This is a genomic window from Sorangium sp. So ce124 (assembly GCF_051525235.1).
Classification (GTDB): Bacteria; Myxococcota_A; Polyangia; order Polyangiales; family Polyangiaceae; genus Sorangium; species Sorangium atrum.
The window spans coordinates 8393638-8415521 of record NZ_CP150312.1; the positions used below are offsets into that span (position 1 = coordinate 8393638).

Sequence of the window (21884 nt, forward strand, 5' to 3'; positions counted from 1 at the left end):
GCATGCGCCGGCTGAAGAAACCTCGGTGCATCCAAGTCGACAGCTCAGGATCGATGCCTGTGCGAGTACGCTGCTTGCGGAGGTGATGTCGAGGCAGGCCCCTGCGCGTCTCTCGACGCGCCGCCGCGCGAGTTAGCTGCTCCCGCGCTTGAATCGCGCCAAAGTCAGGGAACACTGCCCCATCAAGCCCGTTTGCCCGGCGTCGCGCGCACCGCGGCACCGGGCACGAGCGGCCCCCGCCGCCAGTCGCGCTCCGCCGCTCCCCTCGCCCGAACCCCTCAGCTGCGAAGCGCGCCCAACCATCCTGAACGAATACGGACGCTCTGCCGCGACCGATAACAGAGCGCTGGTCTGCATATGAATGACGGGGTGAGCCATGTAAACCAGAAAATGCGCTCGCCCCATTTATTGCCATTTTCTGGACTATTGCCGCCGCTCGTGGACGGACGCTGCCGTTCATGCGCGGGCGGCGCTGTTCGTGGACAGACGCCGCCGTTCGTGCACGAGCGACATCGCTCATGACATATCCTCGGTCGCGACCCGCGCAGTCCGCCGCGTTCGACGGCAGGCTACCGGCACATCACGAGCTTTGCGGGCGGCGAGCCCGCCGGGCTTCCGCCGCCCGAGCACGGCTTCGGCATCGTGCAAGAGCTTGATCTCAAGGCAGGTGCAGGCCGCCGCGAGGGTGCGCCGCACCAGCACGAGCGGCCGCGGCCGTGCAACGCCGCCGCCCCCTCTTCAACCGAGCCCTGCGAGCGCGAGCGCCTCCACGAGATCGTCGACAAGGGCCTGGTCCGCTGTCAGGCGGCTGACGACAGCCCGGGGATCCCGCGCGACCTGGGGCAGGATAGCGGCGAGCTGGCAGCTGGCGGCGCGGGCCTCGGCGAGGCGGCCGAGGCGGGCCAGGGCGACGGCGCTGTCGAGCGCGCTCCAGGCGAGGTTGGGGTGGCCGATGGCCCCGGCCTCGACGAGGGCGGCCTCGTAGTCGCCGCGGCGGCAGGCGTCGAGCGCGAGCGCGTGGTGGACGGCGCCGGGATAGCGCTTCGCCATGCCCTGATGCTTGCGGAGGATGGCAGTGCCGCGCTCCCAGTCACCGGCGAGCGCGAGGAGGAAGCCCGTGAACATGAGCGACCCGCCGAGCTTCAAGGCGATCTCGGCCTCGGCCAGCGCCCCCGGACCGTCGCCGCTGTCGAGCAGCACGAACGCGAGCACCTGGCGGGCATTGGTCAGCTCCGGCTCGAGCGCCACGGCCCGCCGCGCCTGGTCCGCGGCCCGGCGAAGGTCGTGATCCCTGCCGGCGGCCGTCCACGAGGAGAGCACATGAAACAACGCGGAATACCCCAGCAGCACCCCGTCATCGGGGTCGCGGTCGAGGAAGCGCGCGCAGTGGTCCGCGAGCTCGGCTTGCAGGCCGCGATCGAAGGTGGCGAGCCACCGGGGGAAGCGCAGGAGCACTTCATACGCCGAGCGCGGAGGGTGGGCAGAGCGCTCCTCGGACTCGATGGCATGGACCGCGCCGAGGGGCAGCGTGACAAGCAGGGTGGTGATCTCGCGGGCGATCTCGTCCTCGACGGAGAACAGACGGCCATCGACGTCGAAGCGGTCGAACTTCTCGCCCCACACCTGGATCCCATACGCGGTGTCGTGAAGCTTGACCGTCACGCGGAGCGCGCCGGGGATGAGGCGCACGCTCCCCTCGACCACGTAGCGCGCGCCCCGCGCCTCGGCCTCATCCAGGGTGGTGGCGCGCGAGAGCACGCGCACGCGCGGGGCGCGAACGAAGAGGTCGCCGAGCCGGTCGGTCAGGCCGTGGGCGACGGCGCGGCTCCGCGCGCCGGTCGAGCCCGCCACCGGCGGCTCGCTCTCCGGCGCGCCCGCGTTCAAGGAGGCGGAGACGGCGATGATCGAGGTGAAGGGGAGGATCGCGACGACGGGCCCGTCGGCGCCGTCCGGGATAAAGCCCGATCGGGGGGACAGCGGACCCGACCCATCAGCGGGCTGCGAGTCCATCGGGGGGCGCGGCGAGGCGCCGGACTGGGCGGGGTCGGCCGCGGCCGGCCCCGTGGCGAAGACGGGGGCATAGCGGCCGCGTGGCAGCTCGATGCGCACCAGGGCGGCGGGGCTCGCGGCGTAGTAGCGCTCCAGGGCGCGCCGGAGCTTGCTCATCTCGACGCGTACGATCGAGTCCTCGACGGAGTCGAAGCCCTCGGGCCGATCGAAGACGCGGGTGGCGAGGAGAGGTGCGCGCAGATCGGCGCCGCGCCCCGCGAGGGCCTCGCCGACAAGGAAACGGAGCAGCCGGATCTGCCGCGCCGACCCGCCGAACACCGGACTCGCCACCACCTGCTCCAGCTCGGCCGCGACGGCGGCGTGCTGGGCGCTCTGCGGAGAACGCTTCATTCGTCTGCACATCCTCACCCGTGGCCCTCGTGGACGCAACAGCGTGAATCGGACCGAGCTCCCACCCGGCTGGCCTCGCCCACGCTCTGCGCGCCCGGCGGTGACGCGCTCCCATGGGAGGCGCGCGAGGCGATGGCCGAGGTGCGCGAGGCGGCCGCCGCGACGTTCGGGGGGCGACGGCCCGGCTCTGGCTCTCTGGGGCGCCTCTCCGGGCGCGGTCTTCGATGCCGCGCTCCGCGCGACGCAGGCCGGGCCTCCCCCTCCCCCTCACAGCTCGGCCAGGCCCTGATCCCGAGATCCCGGGTTCCGTGCTCCTTCACTGCCCATCGACAGCCGATGCACGGACATGATTGAATGAACATTTCAATACAAAGGAGCGTTCAGCGATGCGTATCTCTCGAATCCATCTTGCAGCCACGGCGCTCGCCGCAGCGACCGGAGGGCTCTTCGCCGGCGCCGGGGGCGCTCTCGCGGAGGGCACGGACTTCGCCGGGACCTACGTGGCGAGCCTCCCGGATCGCGCGGAGATCATGCACCTTCACCGGGACGGCACGGCCGGGATGACCCTCTCGGATCAGGTCACGTTCGGCGCCGGCGGGTTCACGTTCAGCGACAGCCTGGGCTCCTGGAGGCGCTCGGGGAACCATGCGATCTCCGTGCGTATGCTCAACCTCAACTTCGATCTGACCGGCGCAGCGCCGGCGTTCTCCGGGATCGCCGTCGTCGACTACCTCCTGGTGTTCGCCTCTGACAAGGAGACGTTCACGGCGAGCTGCCAGGGCAAGATCTTCGCCACGGGCGTCGACCCGCTCGATCCCGCCGCCACCCCGGTCACGGTGTTCGATTGCGCGTACCTGAATGGGCATCTCTACCATCGGTCGTCCGCGCCCTAGCTCTCCGCGCCGAAAGAGCTTCCGGCGGCGTCGCTGCCGTGAGATAAGAGAGAGTTTCTCCACGCTCGTTTAACGGACCTGTCGCGGCGCCCTGGCGCGAGGACGCGCCGAGAGCACGCGCCTGGTTCATGGGAAGGATCGACACGTATGCGAAAAAGGCTTCTTGTTGCTCTCTCGCTGCTCCCGCTCGCGGCCCTCGGGCTCGCCGTCAGGCCGGCGCCGACGCTGGCCGGCGGCTTCCCTTCCAGATGCGCCGGGACCTACCTGATCTCGGAAGGGGGCGGTGCCAGGGATTTCTGGACGTTCGCGGCCGACGGGTCCTTCTTCGGGACCACCTCGACACAGCCCCTCTACAACTTCTCCAACCAGCAGGGGAGCTGGGAGAAGGTCGGCCACAACGGCGCTCGAGGCGCCCTGTTCGCCTTCGTCTACGACGAGGACAACACCCTGATGACGACGGCCCGGATCGACATCGTCCTCGACACGGTCGGCCAGGGCTGCGACGAGATCGCCGGCTCCCTCGTCGTGCGCACCTTCGAGGACGGGGAAGATCCGCTCGACCCTTCGACCGACACCGGCGATCCCATCGCCTCCGACACCTTCACCGGCCGCCGCGCGAAGGCGAGCCCATAAAGGCGGGTCAGAGTCCGTTGGGGATCACGGTGAGGGTGCCGGATCCCGTGTTGGTCAGGACGAGATCGTCGTACCCATCGCCATCCAGGTCCGCGACGGCGATAGCGTTGGGGCCGGGCGAGGTGCCGGTCGGGACGACCGGGCCCGCGCTGAAGGTCCCGTTGCCGTTGCCGGTCATCGGGCGGACGCCGCCCGATGACGTGGTGACCAGGATGTAGGCGTCGAGCTTCCCATCGCCGTTGAAATCACTGGCCACGACCCCCAGCGCCGAGTTGGCGATCGCGCTGGATGACGCGGTGGACTGAACGCCGCTCGCGAACGTGCCGTCGCCGTTCCCTCTGAAGAAGAAGAGGTACCGGCCGGCCGCGCCGTTCGAGAGGATGTCGAGCTTGCCGTCGCCGTCGGCGTCGCCGAAGGCGATGCCCGCCGTCTGGCCGTTGGCGGAGTTGGTGTAGGCGGCCGGCGCGGCGAACGAGCCGTTGCCCTGGTTGATGAGGATCGACAGGCGTGCGGAGCCGGGGCTCGTCACCACGATATCGGAGGAGCCGTCGCCGTTCAGATCACGGCACGCGATGCTCGACTGCACACCCCCGGTGCCCGCGATGGAGATGAGCGTGGGCGCGCCGAAGCTGCCCCCGCCGGTGCCCATGATCACGCTCACCTGATTCAGGGTCACGCTGGTGGTGGCGATGTCGGCCGCCCCGTCGTGATCGAAGTCCCCGGTGCAGAGGTGGACGGAGCCCGGGGTGCCGGTGGTGAAGCTCGTCGGCGCGCCGAAGGTCCCGGGCGCGCTCGGGCCCTGGTTTCGGTAGACGCTGATGCTCCCGTTGCTGCTGGGCAGGTTGGTCTGGCCGTCGACGGTGACGGCGTCGAGCCACCCGTCGCCGTCCACGTCCACCGCCACGACCGCGTTGCTGGAGAGCGGGGCGCCCGTGGTGTAGAGCTCCGACTGGACGGTCGCGTCGCCGTTGCCGTGATACACGGAGAGCGACCCGGAGGGGGTCGTCGACGACCCGGATTCGGCGTTGGCCACCAGGATGTCGAGCTTGCCGTCGCCATTCACATCGGCGACCGCGGGAGCCAGCGGGTTGTGGGGCGCGGAAACGCTGATCGGCGTGCCGGGGACCTGGCCGGAGGGCGGGTCCTGGCAGCCACCGTTCGAGCAGATTTGACCCGCCGCGCACGCGCTGTCGCAGGCGTTGCAGTGGGAGGGGTCGCTCTGGAGGTTCACCTCGCAGCCGTCGGACGTGAGCCCGTTGCAGTCCGCGAGGGTGCCTTCGCACGCCTCGCAGCTGGTCCCCTCGTAGGTGGGCAAGCACTCACAGGTGTAGCTGTTGATGTCGTCGACGCAGGTCCCGCCGTTCTGGCACGGGCTTTCGGCGCACTCGTCGATGTCGGTCTCGCAGCTGTCGCCCGTGTAACCGGGCAAGCACTCACAGGTGTAGCTGTTGATGCCGTCGACGCAGGCCCCGCCGTTCTGGCATGGGCTTTCGGCGCACTCGTCGATGTTGGTGCAGGTCACGCCGTCGCCCTCGTACCCCGCGTTGCAAGCGCAGGTGAAGGAGCCCGACGCATCGATGCATGTAGCGTTCGCGTCGCAGTCGTCAGTGCCCAGGGCGCACTCGTCGACGTCGGTGCACGTCACGCCGTCGCCGAAGTAACCTGCGTTGCAAGCGCAGGTGAAGGAGCCTGGCGTGTTGGTGCACGCAGCGTTCGCGTCGCAGTTGTCGGTGCCGAGCGCGCACTCGTCGACCTCGGTGCACGTCACGCCGTCGCCGGAGTACCCTGCGTTGCAAGCGCAGGTGAAGGAGTCCGCCGTGTTGGTGCACGCCGCGTTCGCGTCGCAGTTGTCGGTGCCCAGGGCGCACTCGTTCACATCGGTGCATGTGCCGCTCTGGCAGGTGAGGCCGTCCCAGCACGGCACCGTGGAGTCGCACGGCGCGTTCACGGCCAGACAGCCCTGGCCGCCCGCGTCCCCGTCGTCATCGCCGTCGGCCGCGGAGGGGCCGGCGCTGGTGCAGTTCGCGAGCAGCAGGGTGGTGAAAGCAGGGATCGCCAGACAGCTGAAAAGAGAGCTCTTGCGATAGCTCATGGTTTGTCCTCTGTTTTTTGTTGAAGCCCGGGGGGGCTGCCGCGCGAGCCACCGGATTCCGCGCTGAGCTCGCGCGAAAATCAGTGCACACCACCTCATCGGGCCCGTTTGCCCGGTACCGCGCACATCACGGGTTCAAGCACGAGCAGCCCCCCGGGTTCAGGCGCGCTCCGCTGCTACTGCTGCCTGAATGCCTCAGCTGCAGAGCGCGCCACTCATCGTGCGAAACGACTCCGTACGATCCGCCGTCGATGGAGCGCTTTCAGCTCACGTAGGATGCTCCAACCGGGCGAGCCACGTAAATAAAAAAAGGGCGAAAAGGCGGGTCAGAGTCCGTTGGGGATCACAGTGAGGGTGCCGGATCCCCTGTTGGTCAGGATGAGATCGTCGTACCCATCGGCATCCAGGTCCGCGGCGGCGATGGCGTTGGCGCCGGGCGAGGTGCCGGTCGGGACGACCGAGCCAGCGACGAAGGTCCCGTTGCCGTTGCCGGTCATCGGGCGGACGCCGCCGGACGACGTGGTGACCAGGATGTAGGCGTCGAGCTTCCCATCGCCGTTGAAATCACTGGCCACGACCCCCAGCGCCGAGTTGGCGCTCGTGGTCGGCGCGGCGGCGGACTGAACGCCGCTCGCGAACGTGCCATTACCGTTCCCCTTGAAGAAGAAGAGGTACCGGCCGGCCGCGCCGTTCGAGAGGATGTCGAGCTTGCCGTCGCCGTCGGCGTCGCCGAAGGCGATGCCCGCCGTCTGGCCGTTGACAGCGTTGGTGTAGGCGACCGGCGCGGCGAACGAGCCGTTGCCGTGGTTGAGGAGGATCGACAGGCGTGCGGAGCCGGGGCTCGTCACCACGAGATCGGAAGAGCCGTCGCCGTTCAGATCACGGCAGGCGATGCTCGACTGCACGCCGCCGGTGCTCAAGATGGAGATGTGCGTGGGCGCGCCGAAGCTGCCCGTGCCGGTGCCGAACATCACGCTCACCTGGCTCAGGGTCACGCTGGTGGTGGCGATGTCGGCCGCCCCGTCGTGATCGAAGTCCCCGGTGCAGAGGTGGACGGAGCCCGGGGTGCCGGTGGTGAAGCTCGTCGGCGCGCCGAAGGTCCCGGGCGCGCTCGGGCCCAGGTTCCGGTAGACGCTGATGCTCCCGCTGATGAGCGGCAGGTTGGTCTGGCCGTCGACGGTGACGGCGTCGAGCCACCCGTCGCCGTCCACGTCCACCGCCACGACCGCGTTGCTGGAGAGCGGGGCGCCCGTTGTGTAGAGCTCCGGCTGGACGGTCGCGTCGCCGTTGCCGTGGAACACGGAGAGCGACCCGGAGGGGAACAGCAACGACCCGGATTCGCCGTTGGCCACCAGGACGTCGAGCTTGCCGTCGCCATTCACATCCGCGACCGCCGGGGCCAGCGGGTTGTGGGGCACGGAGACGGTGACCGGCGTGCCGGGGACCTGGCCGGAGGGCGGGGTCTGGCAGCCACCGTTCGAGCAGATTTGACCCGCCGCGCACGCGCTGTTGCAGCCGCCGCAGTGGGAGGCGTCGCTCTGGACGTTCGCCTCGCAGCCGTCGGACGTGAGCCCGTTGCAGTCCGCGAGGGTGCCCTGGCACGCCTCGCAGTTGGTCCCCTCGTAGGTGGGCGCGCACTCGCAGGTGTAGCTGCTGAGGCCGTCGGTACAGGTCCCGTCGTTCTGGCACGGGTTGGGCGCGCACTCGTCGATCTCCGCGCACGTGGCGCCGTCGCCGGAGTAGCCCAGGTTGCAGGCGCAGGTATAGGAGCCCGCCGTGTTGGTGCACGTCGCGTTCACGTCGCAGTTGGCCGTGGCGGCGGCGCACTCGTCGACATCGGTGCACGTCACGCCGTCGCCGGAGTACCCCGCGTCGCAGGCGCAGGTGAAGGAGCCCGGCGTGTTGGTGCACGCAGCGTTCGCGCCGCAGTTGTCGGTGCCCAGGGCGCACTCGTCGGCATCGGTGCACGTCACGCCGTCGCCGGAGTACCCCGCGTCGCAGGCGCACGTGAAGGAGCCCGGCGTGTTGGTGCACGCAGCGTTCGCGTCGCAGTTGTCGGTGCCCAGGGCGCACTCGTCCACGTCGGTGCACGTCACGCCGTCGCCGGAGTACCCCGCGTTGCAGGCGCACGTGAACGAGCCCGGCGTGTTGGTACACGCAGCGTTCGCGTCGCAGTTGTCGGTGCCGAGGGCGCACTCGTCGACATCCGTGCAGGTGCCGCTCTGACAGGTGAGGCCGTCGCAACACGGCACCGTGGGGTCGCACGGCGCGTTCACAGCCAGACATCCCTGGCCGCCGCAGGTCGGGTCGTAGGTCGGCGAGCTCGGGTCGAGGCTGGTAACGTAGTCGCCGGCATGGGCGCTGTGCGCGTTGACGCACGCCTGCTCGCTGACGCGAATGATCGTGTACGGCTTCGTCGTGGAACCGGTCCTGTGACAGAGCTGGACCGTACCGTTGACGTCGAAGTAGTTGCACTGCGCAGGGGTGAGCGCGCCATGGGCTTCGCCCACGACGTCGCCCTCATCGCCGTCGGCCGCGGAGGGGCCGGCGCTGGTGCAGCTCGCGAGCAGCAGGGTGGTGAAAGCAGGGATCGCCAGATAGCCGAGAAGAGAGCTCTTGCGAGAGCGCATCGTTTGTCCTCTGTTTGGGTTCAAGCGGGGGTGCCGCGCGATGGCGAGCCGGCGCTGGCTGAAGAAACCCAGGTCGTCCGACTCGCCAATTCAAGATCGATGCCAGCGTGAATACGCCGTTTGTGGAGGTGATGTAGAGGCAGCCCGCAGCGCGTCTTTCGGCGCGCCGCCGCACGAGCCACCGGCTCCCGTGCTGAAATCACGCTAAAATCAGGGCACACCTTCACCTCGGGCTCGTTTGTCCGGCATCGCACACACCGCGATGCCGGACGCGTACAGCCCCGGGGTCCGGGCGCGCTCCGCTGCTGCTACTGCTGCCTGAATGCCTCAGCCGCGGAGCGCGCCCCTCACTGTCGAGAACGACGGAGGAGTGTCCGCTCGGATACTACGAGCCGGTCGAGTCAAGTAAATCGAAAAAATGCATCGACCCATGTGATTCACGCTTGTGATTCACACCCGTGAAGAGGCGCTATCGTTTGTATTCTGCACAGACGGCGACGTTTGTGCACAGGCGACATAACTCTCAACACATTGCTGAACCGACCCGAGTGGCCAAACGCGATTCCGCTCCTCTTCGCTCGGCGAGGGCACGCCCCTCATCTGACGTCACGTGGCGTGCAACCGAATCTGGCCAGCGAAAAGACGCGGTCTGCGGACCGGCTACCCTTGAGGATCTCGAGGTAGGGCGAGCGACGATTCGGGGCGCGAGCAGCTTTGCCGACACGCCCTGGCGAGACTCGCTTTCGAATCAGTAGCTCGGCGGCAGCGGGCACGCCCGCGGAGTCGTCGCGGTCGTGCGCTCCGCTGCCAAGAGAGAAAGGTTCTGCTCGATGCCTGGCAAGTGCGGATTGGCGTTGCAAGCGCGACGGTAGCTTGCCTCCGCGCTCTCGAGATTACCGAGCAGCTGTTCGACGGCGCCAAGGCTGGCGTGGGCCTCGGACAGCTCCGGAAAGAGGCCGGTGGCGCGGATGAAGGCTGCTCGCGCTTCGGTCAGCCGTAGCTGCCGGCGCCGCTCGTTGCCGACGTTGTATTCGACGACGCCCAGCACCTCGGATTGGCGGAGTGGACGCGCGTATTCGCGCGCCGAGCCGCCCGGTACCGGAAAGCGCTGGCCGTACCACGCGTCCGGCATCGCCTCACCGGCGCGCAGCAGCTCCACGTTGCGCGCGCCGCCCTGTTCCTGCGCCCGCACGTAGAAGTGCCCAGGCATCATCACCCCGGACGCCGAATAGCCGAGCGCGTCAGCCAGCGCGAGAAACAAGGTACCAAGGCCAACGCAGCTTCCGCGGCGGCGCTCCAGCACGCCGGGCAGGCACACGAAGGCTAGGTTCGTGTCGGCCACTTCGCGCACGAAGCTCCAACGACCGAACAAGAGCTCACTCAACACCGTGGCAGGTGAGCGCTGCGGCGACGAAGCGAGCGCGCTCTCCGCCTCGTCGACGAGACGCGAGAGCTCCGTCAGGCTCCATGTCACCTGGCTCTCGTCGACGAACGCGGTGTCACGGGCCAGGCCGATCAGGGCGCGGCCGAACGCAAGCTCTCGGCGCGGAGCGCGAAAGCAGCCGCTGCCCGCGAGCAAGAGCAGGAGCGAGCGGCGCTTCATGGCTTCTTCAGCGGCTCCCAGTCTTCCCAGTAGTTGTAGAGATCACGCGCCGTCATCATCCAGATGACCAGCTTCTTCGTGCCGAGCGCCTCGACGCTGCGGCGCAGCAGCTTTTGCCGCACGTTGGGGCCACCGCCGTAGCTCATGACCAAGTCGAGCGGATACGCGATGCCACGCGCGAGGTGCGCCGAGACGCCAGCGTGCTCGGCGTCCGTCAGCTCATAGACGGCGGTGAAACTGTCGCCCAAGAGCACGACCGGGCTATCCGGGTCGTCATCGTACGGCTTGCCGTCGGCAACGACCTGGTGCGCCACGAGCGTCTCAGGCGCGTATTTCTTCTGCTCAGCTTCCGGCAGTCGCGAATGCAGATCGCCGAAACGGGTGAAGCTGGTTTCGCGCAGGTCGTAAGCGCGCTTCTGCTTGGCGAGATCGGCGTACCAGGGGTACTTTTTCACGCGGCTGGCCAAGAGGTCTGCGGCCAAGCGCAGCCCACGGTCGGTCCAGTGCGTGTCCTGGTGCTGGAACAGAAACGGCTCCGCCGCGCTCGTGACCTTTGCCTGCAGGAATGCCGGCAGCAGGTCCACGATCTCCACGCCTTCCTTGCTGAGCCTCTCGATCAGCTTGCGGAACGCCGGATTGATGACCTGGCCCGAGAGCGCTGTGAAGGCGGGGTCCAGCTTTTCCGGATACACCTCGAGCTTCGTCGGGACCGGCACGAACAAGAAGTCGACCCCCTGCTCGTCGAGCAGCTTCTTGAACTCGAGGATCACCGGCAGCGGGTTCTTTCCCTTGGGTTGCTGCTCGAGATCACCACCGCTGACGTATTCGAGGTCGTTGCGGTAGAACAGAAAGCCATCTCGCCCAGCCAGCGCCTTGACCTTCGGCGGCATGCCTTTGAGCCGCTTCTTCAGGGCGTCATGGGTCGGCGCGAGCTTGGCCATCCACTTCGGCCAAGAGCCGCCCGCCTGGGCCAGCTCGCGCTGCACCGTCTCGAGCCCCGGCGCGGGATTCGGCGACGGACGTGTCTTGCTCAGCCGGAGCGCCGGCTTCGCGGGCGCAGCGGCCGCGAGCGCCGCGCCTTCGCCACGCACCAGAAAGACGTTGTACGTGGCTTTGCCTTGCGGCTTGCCGCGCAGCACGATGGTCGGCGCCGGAAAGGCGCGCCCGCCCAGCTCTTGCTTGATGTAAGGCTCGGTCTGCGCGTCGGGAAAGCTCGGTCCCACCGGCATGAGATCGGTGTTGAAGGACGGGTACCAATACGACGAGAGTTGGTTCGCCCAAGCCTTCACCTCGCTCGGCGACAGCACCGGCGCGACGTAGTCCTTCTGAATCGCAGCCACGAGCACGGGAGTGACGACGCCAGGCGCCACCCGGCCATAGAGCTCGGGAAAGCCGTCCCCGTCCTGATCGGCGGAGCCCGCAAAAGGCTTGAACCAAGGCTGAAACTCTACCTTGGCCCACAACTCCACTGCGCCCGACGCGGCCTGATGAACGAACACCTCGCTCAGGAGCTGGCCGGAGGTGCCGGGCGGCAACTGCAGGCCCCACCGCTCGCTGCGCACGGCTGAGCCAACCCCGGCCAGCGCTTCAGCCCCCGCTACCTTGTGCGCTTGCAAAAACTCCGACAGCGGCGCGAAAGCCAGCGCTTGCTGCTGCTCGACCGGCGAGAGCGGCGTCTTCGCGAGATCGCTCGTCAGGCTGCCCTGGTCGAGCTTACCCGCGAACGCGTGCGAGGTATCGGGCGTGCCCGCAGCCGACATGGGCGTCTCTGGCTCCGGGTCGGCGATCATGAAGTTGCTGTGATAGGCGGCGTAGTCGAGCGCGGCGCGCGTCGGGCGTGCCACCTCACGCACCCAGACCTGCGAGTGCGTTCGCGCATAGCCTTCGTTCAGCGTATGGACGTAAGCGTGTTCGACGCGCGTGCCCGCTCTCGCATCACCCCAGGGAAAATTCGCAGACCCGGCGTGACAAGCAACAATGCCAAGCGCCGATGCGGCGGCGAGCAAGCCCCAGACCCCAAGTGCGCGCTTACGCTGCGTCATAGCGACCTCGACGATAGTTCCACATCACTCGAAGCACCCGGAGCCCGTACGTCAGCGGGTTCAGGTGCGAGACCTCGTCCCCGTAGTGCGTGGGCACCGGCGCCTCGCCGACCGAAAGCCCACGTGCCCGCGCCGAGGCGATGACCTCCAGATCGAAATCGAAGCTGTCAGACAGGTCGTGAAACGGCAGCGCCAGCGCGCGCGGCCCATAGAGGAGGTAGCCGCTGTGGTAGTCAGTCATCGAAAGCGACAGCGTCCGGTTCTCGATGCGGTTCAGCAGCGCATTGCCGACGTACTTGTAGAGGGGCATACCCCCCTGCAAGGCCGTGCCCGCAGCGATGCGCGAGCCCTGCAGCAGATCGAGCCCGCGACGCGAAAGCTCCCCGATCAGCCCAGGCAAGGCCTCCGGCGCATACTGACCGTCGGCGTGGATACAGGCGACCAGCTCCGGCGCATCGGCGCAAGCCCTGGCCAGACCGTCCTTCATCGCCGCACCGTAACCGCCGTTGTTGCGCCGCCGGACCAAGCTGAGGCGAAACGCCGACGAGCTGTGGCGCTCGACCCGACGGGCGGTGTCGTCGCGACTGCCGTCGTCGACGACCACCACGTGGGTGAGTCCCGACGAAGCCAAGCCGCCGACGCGCTCCAGCACCGACTCGATGTGCCGGGCAGCGTTGTACGCAGGGATGACGACCGTTAGCTTCATGCGGAGCTCGCGAGCTGGGAGAGCGAGGATGCCGCTGCGACGCGAGCGCCGTAGCGCTCGACGTAGTCGTGCACGATCGGCGGCAAGGAGGTGGCCAGGCGTCGCTGGGGCTTCCAGCCGAGCAGTCGCTGCGCTTTCTGAACGTCCGGGATGCGTTCCTGCGTGTCGTCGTAGCCGGGGCCATAGAACTCGGCGGCCGACACCGCGCGAAACTGCGCAGGCGCGCGCTCGGGCAACCGCTCAGCGAAAGCGTCGGCCAACAGCCGAGCGAGCTCCGCGATACTGACGTTATTGTCCGGGTTGCCGATGTTGAAGATCTGACCTCTACTTTGCTTCGGCCGCTCGAGCACGCGGCACACGGCTTCGACCATGTCGCTCACGTCCATGAACGCCCGCCGTTGCGCGCCGCCGTCCACGAGCGGCAAAGGCTCCCCTCGCAGCAGCGCGCTCATGAAGCAGGCCAGTACGCGGGGTGTCCCCTCCCCGTCGATGCCGGGCAGGAAGTCCATGCGCGCGCCGATGGTGTTGAAGGGCCGAACGATCGTGAACGGCAACGCGCCGTGCTGACCGTGCGCCCAGATCACCCGCTCGAGCAGCTGCTTCGCGCACGAGTACGTCCAGCGCTCGCGCCCCACCGGGCCGAGCAAGAAGCACGAGTCGTCCTCGTGCATACGCGCGGTCGGCAGCCCCTGCGCGTCCAGCGCGGCGCGCCCGTAAACCTCGGCGGTCGAGAAATGAATCAAGCGCACGGCGCGCTCCGCGCAGCGTTTCACGAGCGGCAATAGGTGCGTGAAGCTGGCGTCGATGACCTCCAGCGGGATGGTCGAGTACTGGGCTGGGTTGCAAAGCGCCGTGAGCGAGATCACCACCTGACAGCGCTCGGTCACGTCCTCGACGAGCCCCGGCGCCTCGACGCGCGCCTCGATGCGCCGCACGCGCGGGTCCCAGCACTCGAGCTTGGTCAAATCCACGTCGACGGCGTCGACCTGGCAGGCAAAGCGTTCAAGCAAAGCCGGCACCAGGTGCGAGCCGATGAAGCCGCCCGCGCCGACCACGGCGATGCGCGTTTCCCTCACGGTGAGCCGCTCCCGGCGGACGGAATGAAGATGTCGGGCCAGCGATCATTGGCCGAGTTGTAGGTGAGGCGCGCGGCCTTCTCGGGCGGCGTGCCCACCTCCCACAGGTAAATCTCGTAGTCGGCGGTGTCGTGGTCATGACCGCGCTGGGTGATGCCCCAGACCAGCCATTTGCCGTCGCGCGACAGCTGCGGGAAGTACTCGTGCGAGCGGCGACCCGGCAAGTCCATGAACTGGAGCTTGTCCAGGTCGACGTCCTTCGGCGGCGTGCCGTCATCGATCGGCATGCGCAGCACCCGGCTATCGCCGTTCCCGGTCGGGTGAACCCAGTAGATGGCCGTGTGATCCGGCGTCCAGTTCACCTGGCAGCCCAGCCCGGTCTGGGTCCAGGCCTTCTTGGCGATGTTCCAGATGCCGGTTTCGCGCTTCGAGCCGCGCAGCGTGATGGCGAGGTACTTGCCGTCACTCGAAAGCTCCGGCTGCTGCAGCAAGGCGCCGTCCAGCTCGGATACGCCCTCGCTGTCCATCAACTGCGTCTCTGCGCCGCTGCCGAGCTTGCTGCGAAAGACCTTCGTGCCGCGTACGAACAGGATCTCATCCTCCGAAATCCAGCTACCCCAGCTCGCGCTCTCGACGACCTTCTTCGGCTCGGAGCCGTCCGGCTTGATCGTGTAGATGTCCCATTTGTCGCTGGTGTTGGCGTCGCGTTCGCTCACCCAGCCTTGTTTGCTGCGGCAAAACAGGATCTGCGCGCCGCTCGGAGAGTACCTCGGGAACCAGTCGACCTCGTCGCCCTTGGTGATCTGTTTGACGTCCGAGCCGTCCGTCTTCATCGTGAACAGGTCGTGATTGCCCACGCGGGAGCTGGACCAGACGATGGTGCCGTTGGCCTTTCCGCCGACCTCGCGCATCAGCGCGACGTCCTCCGCGGGCGGGGCTTCGTCGGCACCCTTCGGGGGCTCGCCCGAAAAGGCCGAGCATCCGAGCACAGCCGAGCAGCACAGAGTACCAATTTGCCGCAGTGGGAAACGCAGGCTCATCTAATTTGTCCTTTCGCGAGCTCCACTCGCGCGGGGTGCGAGGGTGGCCGCCTCGACGGCGGGTGAAGGGGAACAGTGACGCAACCCAGCGCGCACGCCGAGCGGCGCATAGCCGATGTCGTTCATGGCTTCGGTCGGGTCGAGATCGGCGTCGTTGACGATGCCGGCTATCGCGCTCGAGGTGAGCGGGGGCCGCTTCATGAACACGGGGAGCACGGCTGCCAGCGCCTGGCACGCCCACACCGGTAGGTGCAAGAAGGGCCGAGGCCGATCGTGATGAAGCAGCAGCAGCTCCGCGAGCTCGCGCATCGAAATCACCTCCGCGCCGCTGAAGTTGTAGATCTTGCCGTGCGCGATCGGCGCATTGGCGAGCCGCACGAGGCCGTCGACGATATCCTCGGACCAAACGGGCCTTTTGAGCGCGCCCCCGGCGCCGATGAACGGCACCACCGGAAACCGCCGCAAGTAGTCGAGGAACATCAGGAGCTCCTGACCGCCGCCCTGGTCGTAAACCAGCGTGGGCCGCACGATCGTGTAGGTGAGCCCTGAGCCCTGGACGAGACGCTCGGCCTCGAGCTTGGACTCGGCATAGCGCGTGCGACGGGGGTAAACGACCGAGGCCGACGAGACGTACACGAAGTGCGGCACCCCCGCTCTTCGCGCCTCCGCAACGAGGTGCGCCGTGCCGTCGCGGTTGACGCGCTGAAACATCGTGGGGTCGTGGGTGATGATGATGGCGGCCAAGTGGTAGACGAGGTCGACGCCGCGACACACGCCGGCCAATGTGTTCGGATCGCTGATGTCGCCTTCGCGCACGTCGCAGCCCAGCGCGTCGATGCGCGCTCGCGACGGATCACCGGGCAGCACGAGCGCTCGCACTTGCCAGCCCGCTTTGCGCAGCCGCGCCGTCAAGCGGGCGCCCATCACGCCGGCGGCGCCAGTGACCAGGGCTGTCGGCATCCTACGGAGCCCCCGCAGGCTCGGGAGTCGGGAGATCCAGCGGAATCCAATCTCCGACCGACAGCTCGCGCGAAGCGAACTCCCAGACCACCACGCGCTTGCCCGCCAGGCGATCTTGGCCGGCCTTCAGCTCGCGCGCGAGCGCCTGGCGCGTAGCGAAGGCGCCGGAGTCGTTTTGCGCGATCACGTCGAGGGGGCGACCAAGCGCCAGGGCCAGGTGCGGGGCCAGGCCCGACGCATTGCCCCAGCCCATCCCCTCGAGCGTGAAGATGTTGGTGAAGCTGTCGCCGAGCAGGAGCACGTCGGCGCTCTCGTCAGGCTCCCAGGGGGTGCCGGCCGCGTCCTGCACCTGGTGCACGACCACGCTCTCCGCTTGAAACAGGCTCTGGTCGTCGGGCAGCTTGAGCATGTCGACCAGATCACCGACGCGCGAAGCCGGCTGCGGAACGCCGCGCAGCACGGGCTTCTCGGCCAGCTCTGGCAACACCCCGAGCCCGATCACGAGCTGGCCGAGGTCGGCGGCGATGCGCTCCATGTAGCCGGGCGTAAAATGCGTGTCTTGAGCCAGGAAAAGCGGCTCGGTACGGGGCTCAGGCACGCTGCGGCGCGCGTCGAGGACGGCCACGCCGGCTGCTCGGAGCTCGCTCAAGAAGCGGTCGTAGTCGACATTCTGCGCCATTTCGACGCGCCCATCACGCCCAAGAAGTGGACCCGGCTCGATCCCAGCCTTGTCCGGCATCGGCAGGAGCACGAGGCGAATCCCGCGTTGCGCGAGCGCTTGCTGGAACGCGAAGATGGCGGGTCGCGGATCCGGGTGGATGGGCTCCTGGCCTGCGTCGAGGGCTTCCCTGGCGCGGCCCCGCAGCACCTCGGGCTCCAGGAATCCGGGCCCGCCGACGTGCAGCACACCGGGCGTGTAATAGAGCCAGCCGCCGTGTCCGACGACCGCGAGCTTGTTGCCCACACGACCTAGACGAGTGAGCAGAAGCTGCACGCGGGGCTGGACCCAGGACTTGGCGTACGAGGCATCCTCGATGCCCTTCTCGAGCTGACGCAGGTTCTCGGCCGTCGGTGGGCGGCGCACCAGATCCGCGAGAGGCGATTCCTCACCCTCGCTCTTCTCGAGGTAGGCCTGCGCGAGCGGAACAGCGTAGATCGCCCCCAGAAACAGCAGCGTGAGCAGCCAGGCCGCGCCGCGACTCACGTCGGTCGCGATGATACCGCGGCGCAGCTGCTCGTCGCCTGTGGGGTCGGTCGGACCGCCGCTGCGTTCGATGGCGGAGGACGAGGGAGGCAAGGTACTTTGCATCGCGCGGCCTCAGAACTGAAAGTACAGAAACGGGTTGATGGTCTGCGTCCACATCATCAACGTCGCGAGCGCCATCGTGGCCGTCACGAACGCGGTACGTGGCAAGGACAAGCGCCGCGTGAGCTCCCAGCTGTTGGGCATGCCGAAGATCACGACCGCGGCCAAGGCGAATAGCCCCACGTAGTACCGCGGGTGGAATGCGCCCGCCACGACGTCCGCCGCCGGCGAAACGGCGGCGAGCCCAAACAGCGAGCCCAGGTAGGTCACCGCCTGCTCGAGCGTCTTGGCGCGGAAGAACACCCACGACAAGCACACGATCAAGAAGGTGAAGGCGACGCCGACAGCAGGTGGCAGGCGGCGCAGCGGGTGAGCTTTACCGAGCCTGCGCTCCACCCCGAGCATGCCACCGTGGATGCCGCCCCAGATGACGAAGTTCCAGCTGGCACCGTGCCAGAGCCCGCCGAGCAACATGACAGCCATCAAGTTGGCGTACGTGCGCAAGGGGCCTTTGCGGTTGCCACCGAGCGGGATGTACAAATAGTCGCGCAGCCACGTGGACAGGCTGATATGCCAGCGCCTCCAGAACTCCGTGATGCTGCGCGACTTGTAGGGTGAGTCGAAGTTCTGGATCAGGACGAAGCCGAGCATCAGCGCCAAGCCCACGGCCATGTCTGAGTAGCCGGAGAAATCGAAGTAAATCTGGAACGCGTACGCTACCAGCCCGAACCACGCGTCGTAGAAGTGCTTGGCGCCACCGGCGAACGCCGTATCGGCGATGTGCCCCATCGGGTTGGCCAGCAGAATCTTCTTGCCCATCCCCAGCGAGAAGAACGCGACGCCGCGCGCGAACTTCTCGAGCGTGTGCTGGCGCACGCGCATCTGCTCCTCGATCGCCGCATAACGGATGATGGGGCCCGCCACCAGGTCGGGGAAGAAGGCCTCGAAGCACATGTAGTCGGTGAAGCGCCGCATCGGTCGGGCGTCGCCGCGGTACACGTCGATGGCGTAGCTCATCGCCTTGAACGTGTAAAAGGAGATGCCCACCGGCAAAACGACGTGCAAGACCGGCACGATCTGCGTCGAGCTGCCGAAGAGCGCGCCAAGCGCGTTGATGTTCTCGGCGACGAAGCCCGTGTATTTGAACGCCGCGAGCAGCCCGAGGTTGGTGACGATGGACGTCGCCAGCACCAGCTTCATCTGGCGGGTCCGCACGACCTCGGGACCGATCACGGGCGGCAAGCCGTCGACGTCGGGCAGCCGTGACATCTTCAGAAGCAAGAGGCCGCACACGTAGTCGACGCTCGAGCCGAAGAACATGATCACGGCCCAGCTCGGGTTCGCCCAGCCGTAAAATACGTAGCTCGACACGGCGATGAGGGCCGTGCGGGCCCGGCCCGGCAGGGCGTAGTACGCGGCCAGTACCAGCGGCAAGAAGTAGAACAGGAAGATATGGCTGGAAAAGACCATCTCAGCGGCTCACGGGGCCCACGGGCGCCAGCCCTTGTCCTTCATCGTCGCGAGCGCTCGTTGCACCCAGGTGCGATGGCCGTCCAGATTGAAGTGATGGTCGTCTTGCATTCCCACACCCTCGGCCGAGACGAGCGCGAAGTTCGACACCACGCTCGGGCACCTTTCGATCTCGGGACGGATGGCGGTCGCCACGGCGCCGCCGACAACGAACTCGCCCGAGCCTTCCACCTCGTAGTCGTTCATCAATGCAGGCAGCGTGGGCTCGCCGACGTCGTTGCGAATGGCGGTCACGAGAGTATTGATGCATTCGGGAAAACCGGAGCGATCGGCGGCAGTACCGTGTCGCTCGGTGATCCCGAGATAGATGAAGATACCGCCGAAGGTCACCCGCCCCTTGATAGCCTTCGGTGCGGCGATCAGCTTGTCGTAGTAGAGGCCGCCCGGAATGAACTGGGAGCAGTAGGCCGAGGGCCACCCAAATCCGAGCGAGATGAAATAGTTGTCGGGCGCGAGCATCGCGGCTTCCTTGACCAGCGCCGTACCCGGCCCGCCGGCGTCGGTGTCACCGGCGGTTTTCGGCTCGATCGCGAGCTCCGGCGCCGAGCCAGGGTGGTACATGAAGGCGTGCGGATGGGTCTCCGTGAAATGGAACGGGCGTGAGCTCTGGGGCCTCGTGGCGCGACCGGCCATGTTGGAGTGACCGATGTGAATGAAGGCGATCGCGCGCTCCCTCGGGACGTCAACGCCTCCAAGGTTGATGGTCACGCCCGAAGGCGCCGGCCCACCGCCGGCCCCCGCGTCGCTGGTCCCGCTGCTCCCGCCGCCACCGCTCCCGCTCGCCGCGGTCATGGCACCGCCGACCGAAGCTCCACCCGTGGTGGTCCCCGCTCCAGCGCCGCTCGAAGGCCCGAAGTCGTCCCCCGTCCCGACGGACTGCGTGTCGTGCGGATGCTCGGCGACCCCGCAGGCGAGCCCGCCGACCAGCGCGAACAAGGAAACGAGCGCCCACCGAGACCTGGACAGGCTCACGTTGAAAAGTGGTTTCATCGTCGACTCTCCTCCAAGTTCACCAAAATCCGCGTCGCTTCGGGGTCGAAAGGCCGGACGCGCAAGGCACGCCGTAGAAAGCCCAGGCCTTGCGCCGATTCGCCCCTTCGCAGGGCGATCAACGCCATGAGATTCAGGCTCCCGACGTCGTCGTCCTGGGAAATCAGGCTCTGCCGGGCGAGCCGCTCGGCGGCATCGAGCTCACCCGCCGCGAAGCGAAGACGCGCTTCGAGGGCCCGGGCTTGCGGCGTGTCGAGGCCTGCGAGCGTACGCTCCGCTTGCTCGAACTGACCGAGCACGCCGTGCAACGTGGCCAGGCTCAGACGTGCCGCGGCGTGCACCTTTGGGGAATCCGCGAAGCGCTGCCCCAGCTGGACCAAGGTGCGATCCGTCTCGCTGGCTTCACGGACCGGCTGCTCCGCGACGCCGGGCGCAAGGTCGCGGCGAGCAAACAGCACCTCCGAGCCGTCCGTGTAGAGTAGCTTCCAATCAGCGCTCGCGTAGAGGTGGCCAATCAAGCGCTGGTAGCGTTCGGGGAACATCACCGGCAAGACCACGTAGGCGAACGAATGACGCGCCTGAAACGCTTCGAAACGTTCTGGCTCGTCCGCGAGCCTCAGGTATTCGGCATACTCGTCGGCGGTGCGCAACACGAGCCGGGTGTCAATGTACGGCCGAAACCGCGGATAGAGCCGCCAGATCAGGTAGCCTCCGTGATGATCGGCCGCAAAGACGTCGCCCCCGGGCAGCGCGTCGAGGCGCGCAGCGCTCTCGGCCGGCACCCGGAACGGGCTCGGATCCGCCAGCGGCGGCTCGCGCGCCGCCGCCGATGCCGAGACGAGCAGCAGCGCGCTCAGAAGCGCCGCGTTGAGACCCACCGCCACGCGCACGCCCGCGCGGCGAAAGCTCGAGACACAAAGCCGCCGGAGCGCCGGGGCCAGATTGACCGCGAAGATCGGCGCCCCGAGCCAGTACAGCAGGAGCACGTTGCGGTTGCTCATCAACGCCAGCCCGGCGAAGCCGAGCAGCAGCAGCGCATGGCTCAGTCTCAAGCGGCGCCCGGCCAGGAGCACGGACAGAGCGAGCAGGGCCAAACACCATTTGAAGTGCCAGAACTCGCCGTCTGACAGGCGTTCGAGCTCGAAGGGCGGCAGGTTCTCCGCCACGTCGTGGGCGAAGACCTGGTGCTCGCCGGGCAACAAGCGCCCGAGCAGCAGCGCCGGCAACGCTGCGCCGCGCAAGCCAAACGGCGTGAGACACGTCGCCAGCAAACACCCCCCTAGCGTCGCGAACAGCTGCTGTACCCGGGCCCACGGTGCCAGCGCACCGGCGTGTTCGCGCGCAAACGGCCACGCACGCGTCTGGCCAAAGCTCGCCCAGCCGAGCGCCGCCACCGCGTACGCCGCGATCACCGCGGGGCCAAGCGCCGAAAGGCCCTGGAAATTCGCCCAGACCAGCTGCGCCAAGGGCAACACCAGCAGGTGCCGGACCCGGCCGTCGCGCCGAAAGCGCTCGAGCGCGAACCAGAAGAACGCGAGCAGGACGAGCGTGCCTATCACGGGCCGGACGAGCAAGAGCGAGCGAGCCGCCAGGAGCCCGCCGACCAGCGACGTCACGAGGAGCCCCCTCGCCCACGAGCCGCGCCGCGCTTCGAGCGCGAAGTAGAGGAAGCCCGCGCCCAGGCCGATCAGCGCGCACTTGACCAGAACAAGCCCGACGAGGCCGACCGCCTGGTGCACCGCGTACACCGCGAGCTGAAAAAGCCAGTGCACGTCGACCCAGGCACGCCCTTGCGCGCTGACCGAGAAGGGATCGGTGAACAGGAGCCCACGCCGAGCGACCATTTCGCGACCTGCCGCGAGGTGCCACCAGATGTCACCGTCGGCCGAAGGCGCGAGCCCCGTCGAGGCCGCAGCCAGGCCGAGCAACGCCGCGACGAGCGGCGTGCGATGGCGGAGCAGGGCGGCGACGGGCAACATGACC

General features: G+C 67.8%; 15 protein-coding genes. 2 read left to right on the forward strand and 13 right to left on the reverse strand.

Going from position 1 to position 21884, the window contains the following annotated elements; genetic code table 11:
* Positions 1 to 738: 738 nt before the first annotated feature.
* Positions 739 to 2400 (reverse strand): hypothetical protein, encoded by a 1662-nt coding sequence (locus WMF19_RS31230; RefSeq protein WP_437893725.1) that lies wholly within the window; start codon positions 2398 to 2400, stop codon positions 739 to 741.
* Between the two features lie 386 nt (positions 2401 to 2786).
* On the opposite strand from WMF19_RS31230, the gene WMF19_RS31235 reads away from it, so the two are divergent.
* Both WMF19_RS31235 and WMF19_RS31240 read left to right on the forward strand, forming a co-directional pair.
* Positions 2787 to 3293, forward strand: coding sequence for a hypothetical protein (locus tag WMF19_RS31235; RefSeq protein ID WP_437893726.1), 507 nt, complete (start codon positions 2787 to 2789; stop codon positions 3291 to 3293).
* Positions 3294 to 3440: 147 nt separating this feature from the next.
* Complete coding sequence (locus WMF19_RS31240) at positions 3441 to 3926, forward strand: hypothetical protein (RefSeq protein WP_437893727.1); 486 nt, start codon at positions 3441 to 3443, stop codon at positions 3924 to 3926.
* A 7-nt stretch (positions 3927 to 3933) separates the two neighbouring features.
* Here the strand turns inward: WMF19_RS31240 and WMF19_RS31245 are convergent, their stop codons facing one another.
* From WMF19_RS31245 to WMF19_RS31300, 12 genes are all read right to left on the reverse strand, one after another.
* Entirely contained in the window at positions 3934 to 6018 is a 2085-nt protein-coding gene (locus tag WMF19_RS31245) for an FG-GAP-like repeat-containing protein (RefSeq protein ID WP_437893728.1), read from the reverse strand.
* A gap of 326 nt (positions 6019 to 6344) precedes the next feature.
* Complete coding sequence (locus WMF19_RS31250; protein ID WP_437893729.1) at positions 6345 to 8648, reverse strand: FG-GAP-like repeat-containing protein; 2304 nt, start codon at positions 8646 to 8648, stop codon at positions 6345 to 6347.
* 748 nt (positions 8649 to 9396) lie between these two features.
* On the reverse strand, positions 9397 to 10251 hold the full coding sequence (locus tag WMF19_RS31255; protein WP_437893730.1) for a transglutaminase family protein: 855 nt from the start codon (positions 10249 to 10251) through the stop codon (positions 9397 to 9399).
* Positions 10248 to 12293: an alginate O-acetyltransferase AlgX-related protein gene (locus tag WMF19_RS31260; protein WP_437893731.1), complete on the reverse strand. Its 2046-nt coding sequence runs from the start codon at positions 12291 to 12293 to the stop codon at positions 10248 to 10250. The genes WMF19_RS31255 and WMF19_RS31260 overlap by 4 nt, the downstream gene beginning before the upstream one ends.
* Positions 12280 to 12999 (reverse strand): glycosyltransferase family 2 protein, encoded by a 720-nt coding sequence (locus WMF19_RS31265; RefSeq protein ID WP_437893732.1) that lies wholly within the window; start codon positions 12997 to 12999, stop codon positions 12280 to 12282. Before WMF19_RS31265 ends, WMF19_RS31260 begins: the two co-directional genes overlap by 14 nt.
* Positions 12996 to 14075 carry an NAD-dependent epimerase/dehydratase family protein gene (locus tag WMF19_RS31270; protein WP_437893733.1) on the reverse strand — a complete coding sequence of 360 codons (1080 nt, stop codon included), beginning with the start codon at positions 14073 to 14075 and terminating at the stop codon, positions 12996 to 12998. Before WMF19_RS31270 ends, WMF19_RS31265 begins: the two co-directional genes overlap by 4 nt.
* Positions 14072 to 15115, reverse strand: a complete 1044-nt coding sequence (locus WMF19_RS31275) for a hypothetical protein (RefSeq protein ID WP_437893734.1) — start codon at positions 15113 to 15115, stop codon at positions 14072 to 14074. The genes WMF19_RS31270 and WMF19_RS31275 overlap by 4 nt, the downstream gene beginning before the upstream one ends.
* Positions 15116 to 16075: an NAD-dependent epimerase/dehydratase family protein gene (locus WMF19_RS31280; protein ID WP_437893735.1), complete on the reverse strand. Its 960-nt coding sequence runs from the start codon at positions 16073 to 16075 to the stop codon at positions 15116 to 15118.
* Position 16076: 1 nt separating this feature from the next.
* Positions 16077 to 17384 carry an alginate O-acetyltransferase AlgX-related protein gene (locus tag WMF19_RS31285; RefSeq protein ID WP_437893736.1) on the reverse strand — a complete coding sequence of 436 codons (1308 nt, stop codon included), beginning with the start codon at positions 17382 to 17384 and terminating at the stop codon, positions 16077 to 16079.
* Positions 17385 to 17393: 9 nt separating this feature from the next.
* The gene (locus WMF19_RS31290) at positions 17394 to 18851 is read right to left on the reverse strand and encodes an MBOAT family O-acyltransferase (RefSeq protein ID WP_437791829.1); all 1458 of its coding nucleotides are present in this window, start codon (positions 18849 to 18851) and stop codon (positions 17394 to 17396) included.
* 9 nt (positions 18852 to 18860) lie between these two features.
* A complete protein-coding gene (locus tag WMF19_RS31295) occupies positions 18861 to 19703 on the reverse strand; it encodes a sialate O-acetylesterase (RefSeq protein WP_437893737.1) in 843 nt (280 codons plus the stop codon).
* A 194-nt stretch (positions 19704 to 19897) separates the two neighbouring features.
* Positions 19898 to 21880 (reverse strand): tetratricopeptide repeat protein, encoded by a 1983-nt coding sequence (locus WMF19_RS31300; RefSeq protein ID WP_437893738.1) that lies wholly within the window; start codon positions 21878 to 21880, stop codon positions 19898 to 19900.
* Positions 21881 to 21884: the final 4 nt, after the last annotated feature.

Coding starts and splice junctions, on each gene's coding strand:
- WMF19_RS31230 (WP_437893725.1), bottom strand. CDS start 2,400: ATGAAGCGTTCTCCGCAGAGCGCCCAGCACGCCGCCGTCGCGGCCGAG.
- WMF19_RS31235 (WP_437893726.1), top strand. CDS start 2,787: ATGCGTATCTCTCGAATCCATCTTGCAGCCACGGCGCTCGCCGCAGCG.
- WMF19_RS31240 (WP_437893727.1), top strand. CDS start 3,441: ATGCGAAAAAGGCTTCTTGTTGCTCTCTCGCTGCTCCCGCTCGCGGCC.
- WMF19_RS31245 (WP_437893728.1), bottom strand. CDS start 6,018: ATGAGCTATCGCAAGAGCTCTCTTTTCAGCTGTCTGGCGATCCCTGCT.
- WMF19_RS31250 (WP_437893729.1), bottom strand. CDS start 8,648: ATGCGCTCTCGCAAGAGCTCTCTTCTCGGCTATCTGGCGATCCCTGCT.
- WMF19_RS31255 (WP_437893730.1), bottom strand. CDS start 10,251: ATGAAGCGCCGCTCGCTCCTGCTCTTGCTCGCGGGCAGCGGCTGCTTT.
- WMF19_RS31260 (WP_437893731.1), bottom strand. CDS start 12,293: ATGACGCAGCGTAAGCGCGCACTTGGGGTCTGGGGCTTGCTCGCCGCC.
- WMF19_RS31265 (WP_437893732.1), bottom strand. CDS start 12,999: ATGAAGCTAACGGTCGTCATCCCTGCGTACAACGCTGCCCGGCACATC.
- WMF19_RS31275 (WP_437893734.1), bottom strand. CDS start 15,115: ATGAGCCTGCGTTTCCCACTGCGGCAAATTGGTACTCTGTGCTGCTCG.
- WMF19_RS31280 (WP_437893735.1), bottom strand. CDS start 16,075: ATGCCGACAGCCCTGGTCACTGGCGCCGCCGGCGTGATGGGCGCCCGC.
- WMF19_RS31285 (WP_437893736.1), bottom strand. CDS start 17,384: ATGCAAAGTACCTTGCCTCCCTCGTCCTCCGCCATCGAACGCAGCGGC.
- WMF19_RS31290 (WP_437791829.1), bottom strand. CDS start 18,851: ATGGTCTTTTCCAGCCATATCTTCCTGTTCTACTTCTTGCCGCTGGTA.
- WMF19_RS31295 (WP_437893737.1), bottom strand. CDS start 19,703: ATGACCGCGGCGAGCGGGAGCGGTGGCGGCGGGAGCAGCGGGACCAGC.
- WMF19_RS31300 (WP_437893738.1), bottom strand. CDS start 21,880: ATGTTGCCCGTCGCCGCCCTGCTCCGCCATCGCACGCCGCTCGTCGCG.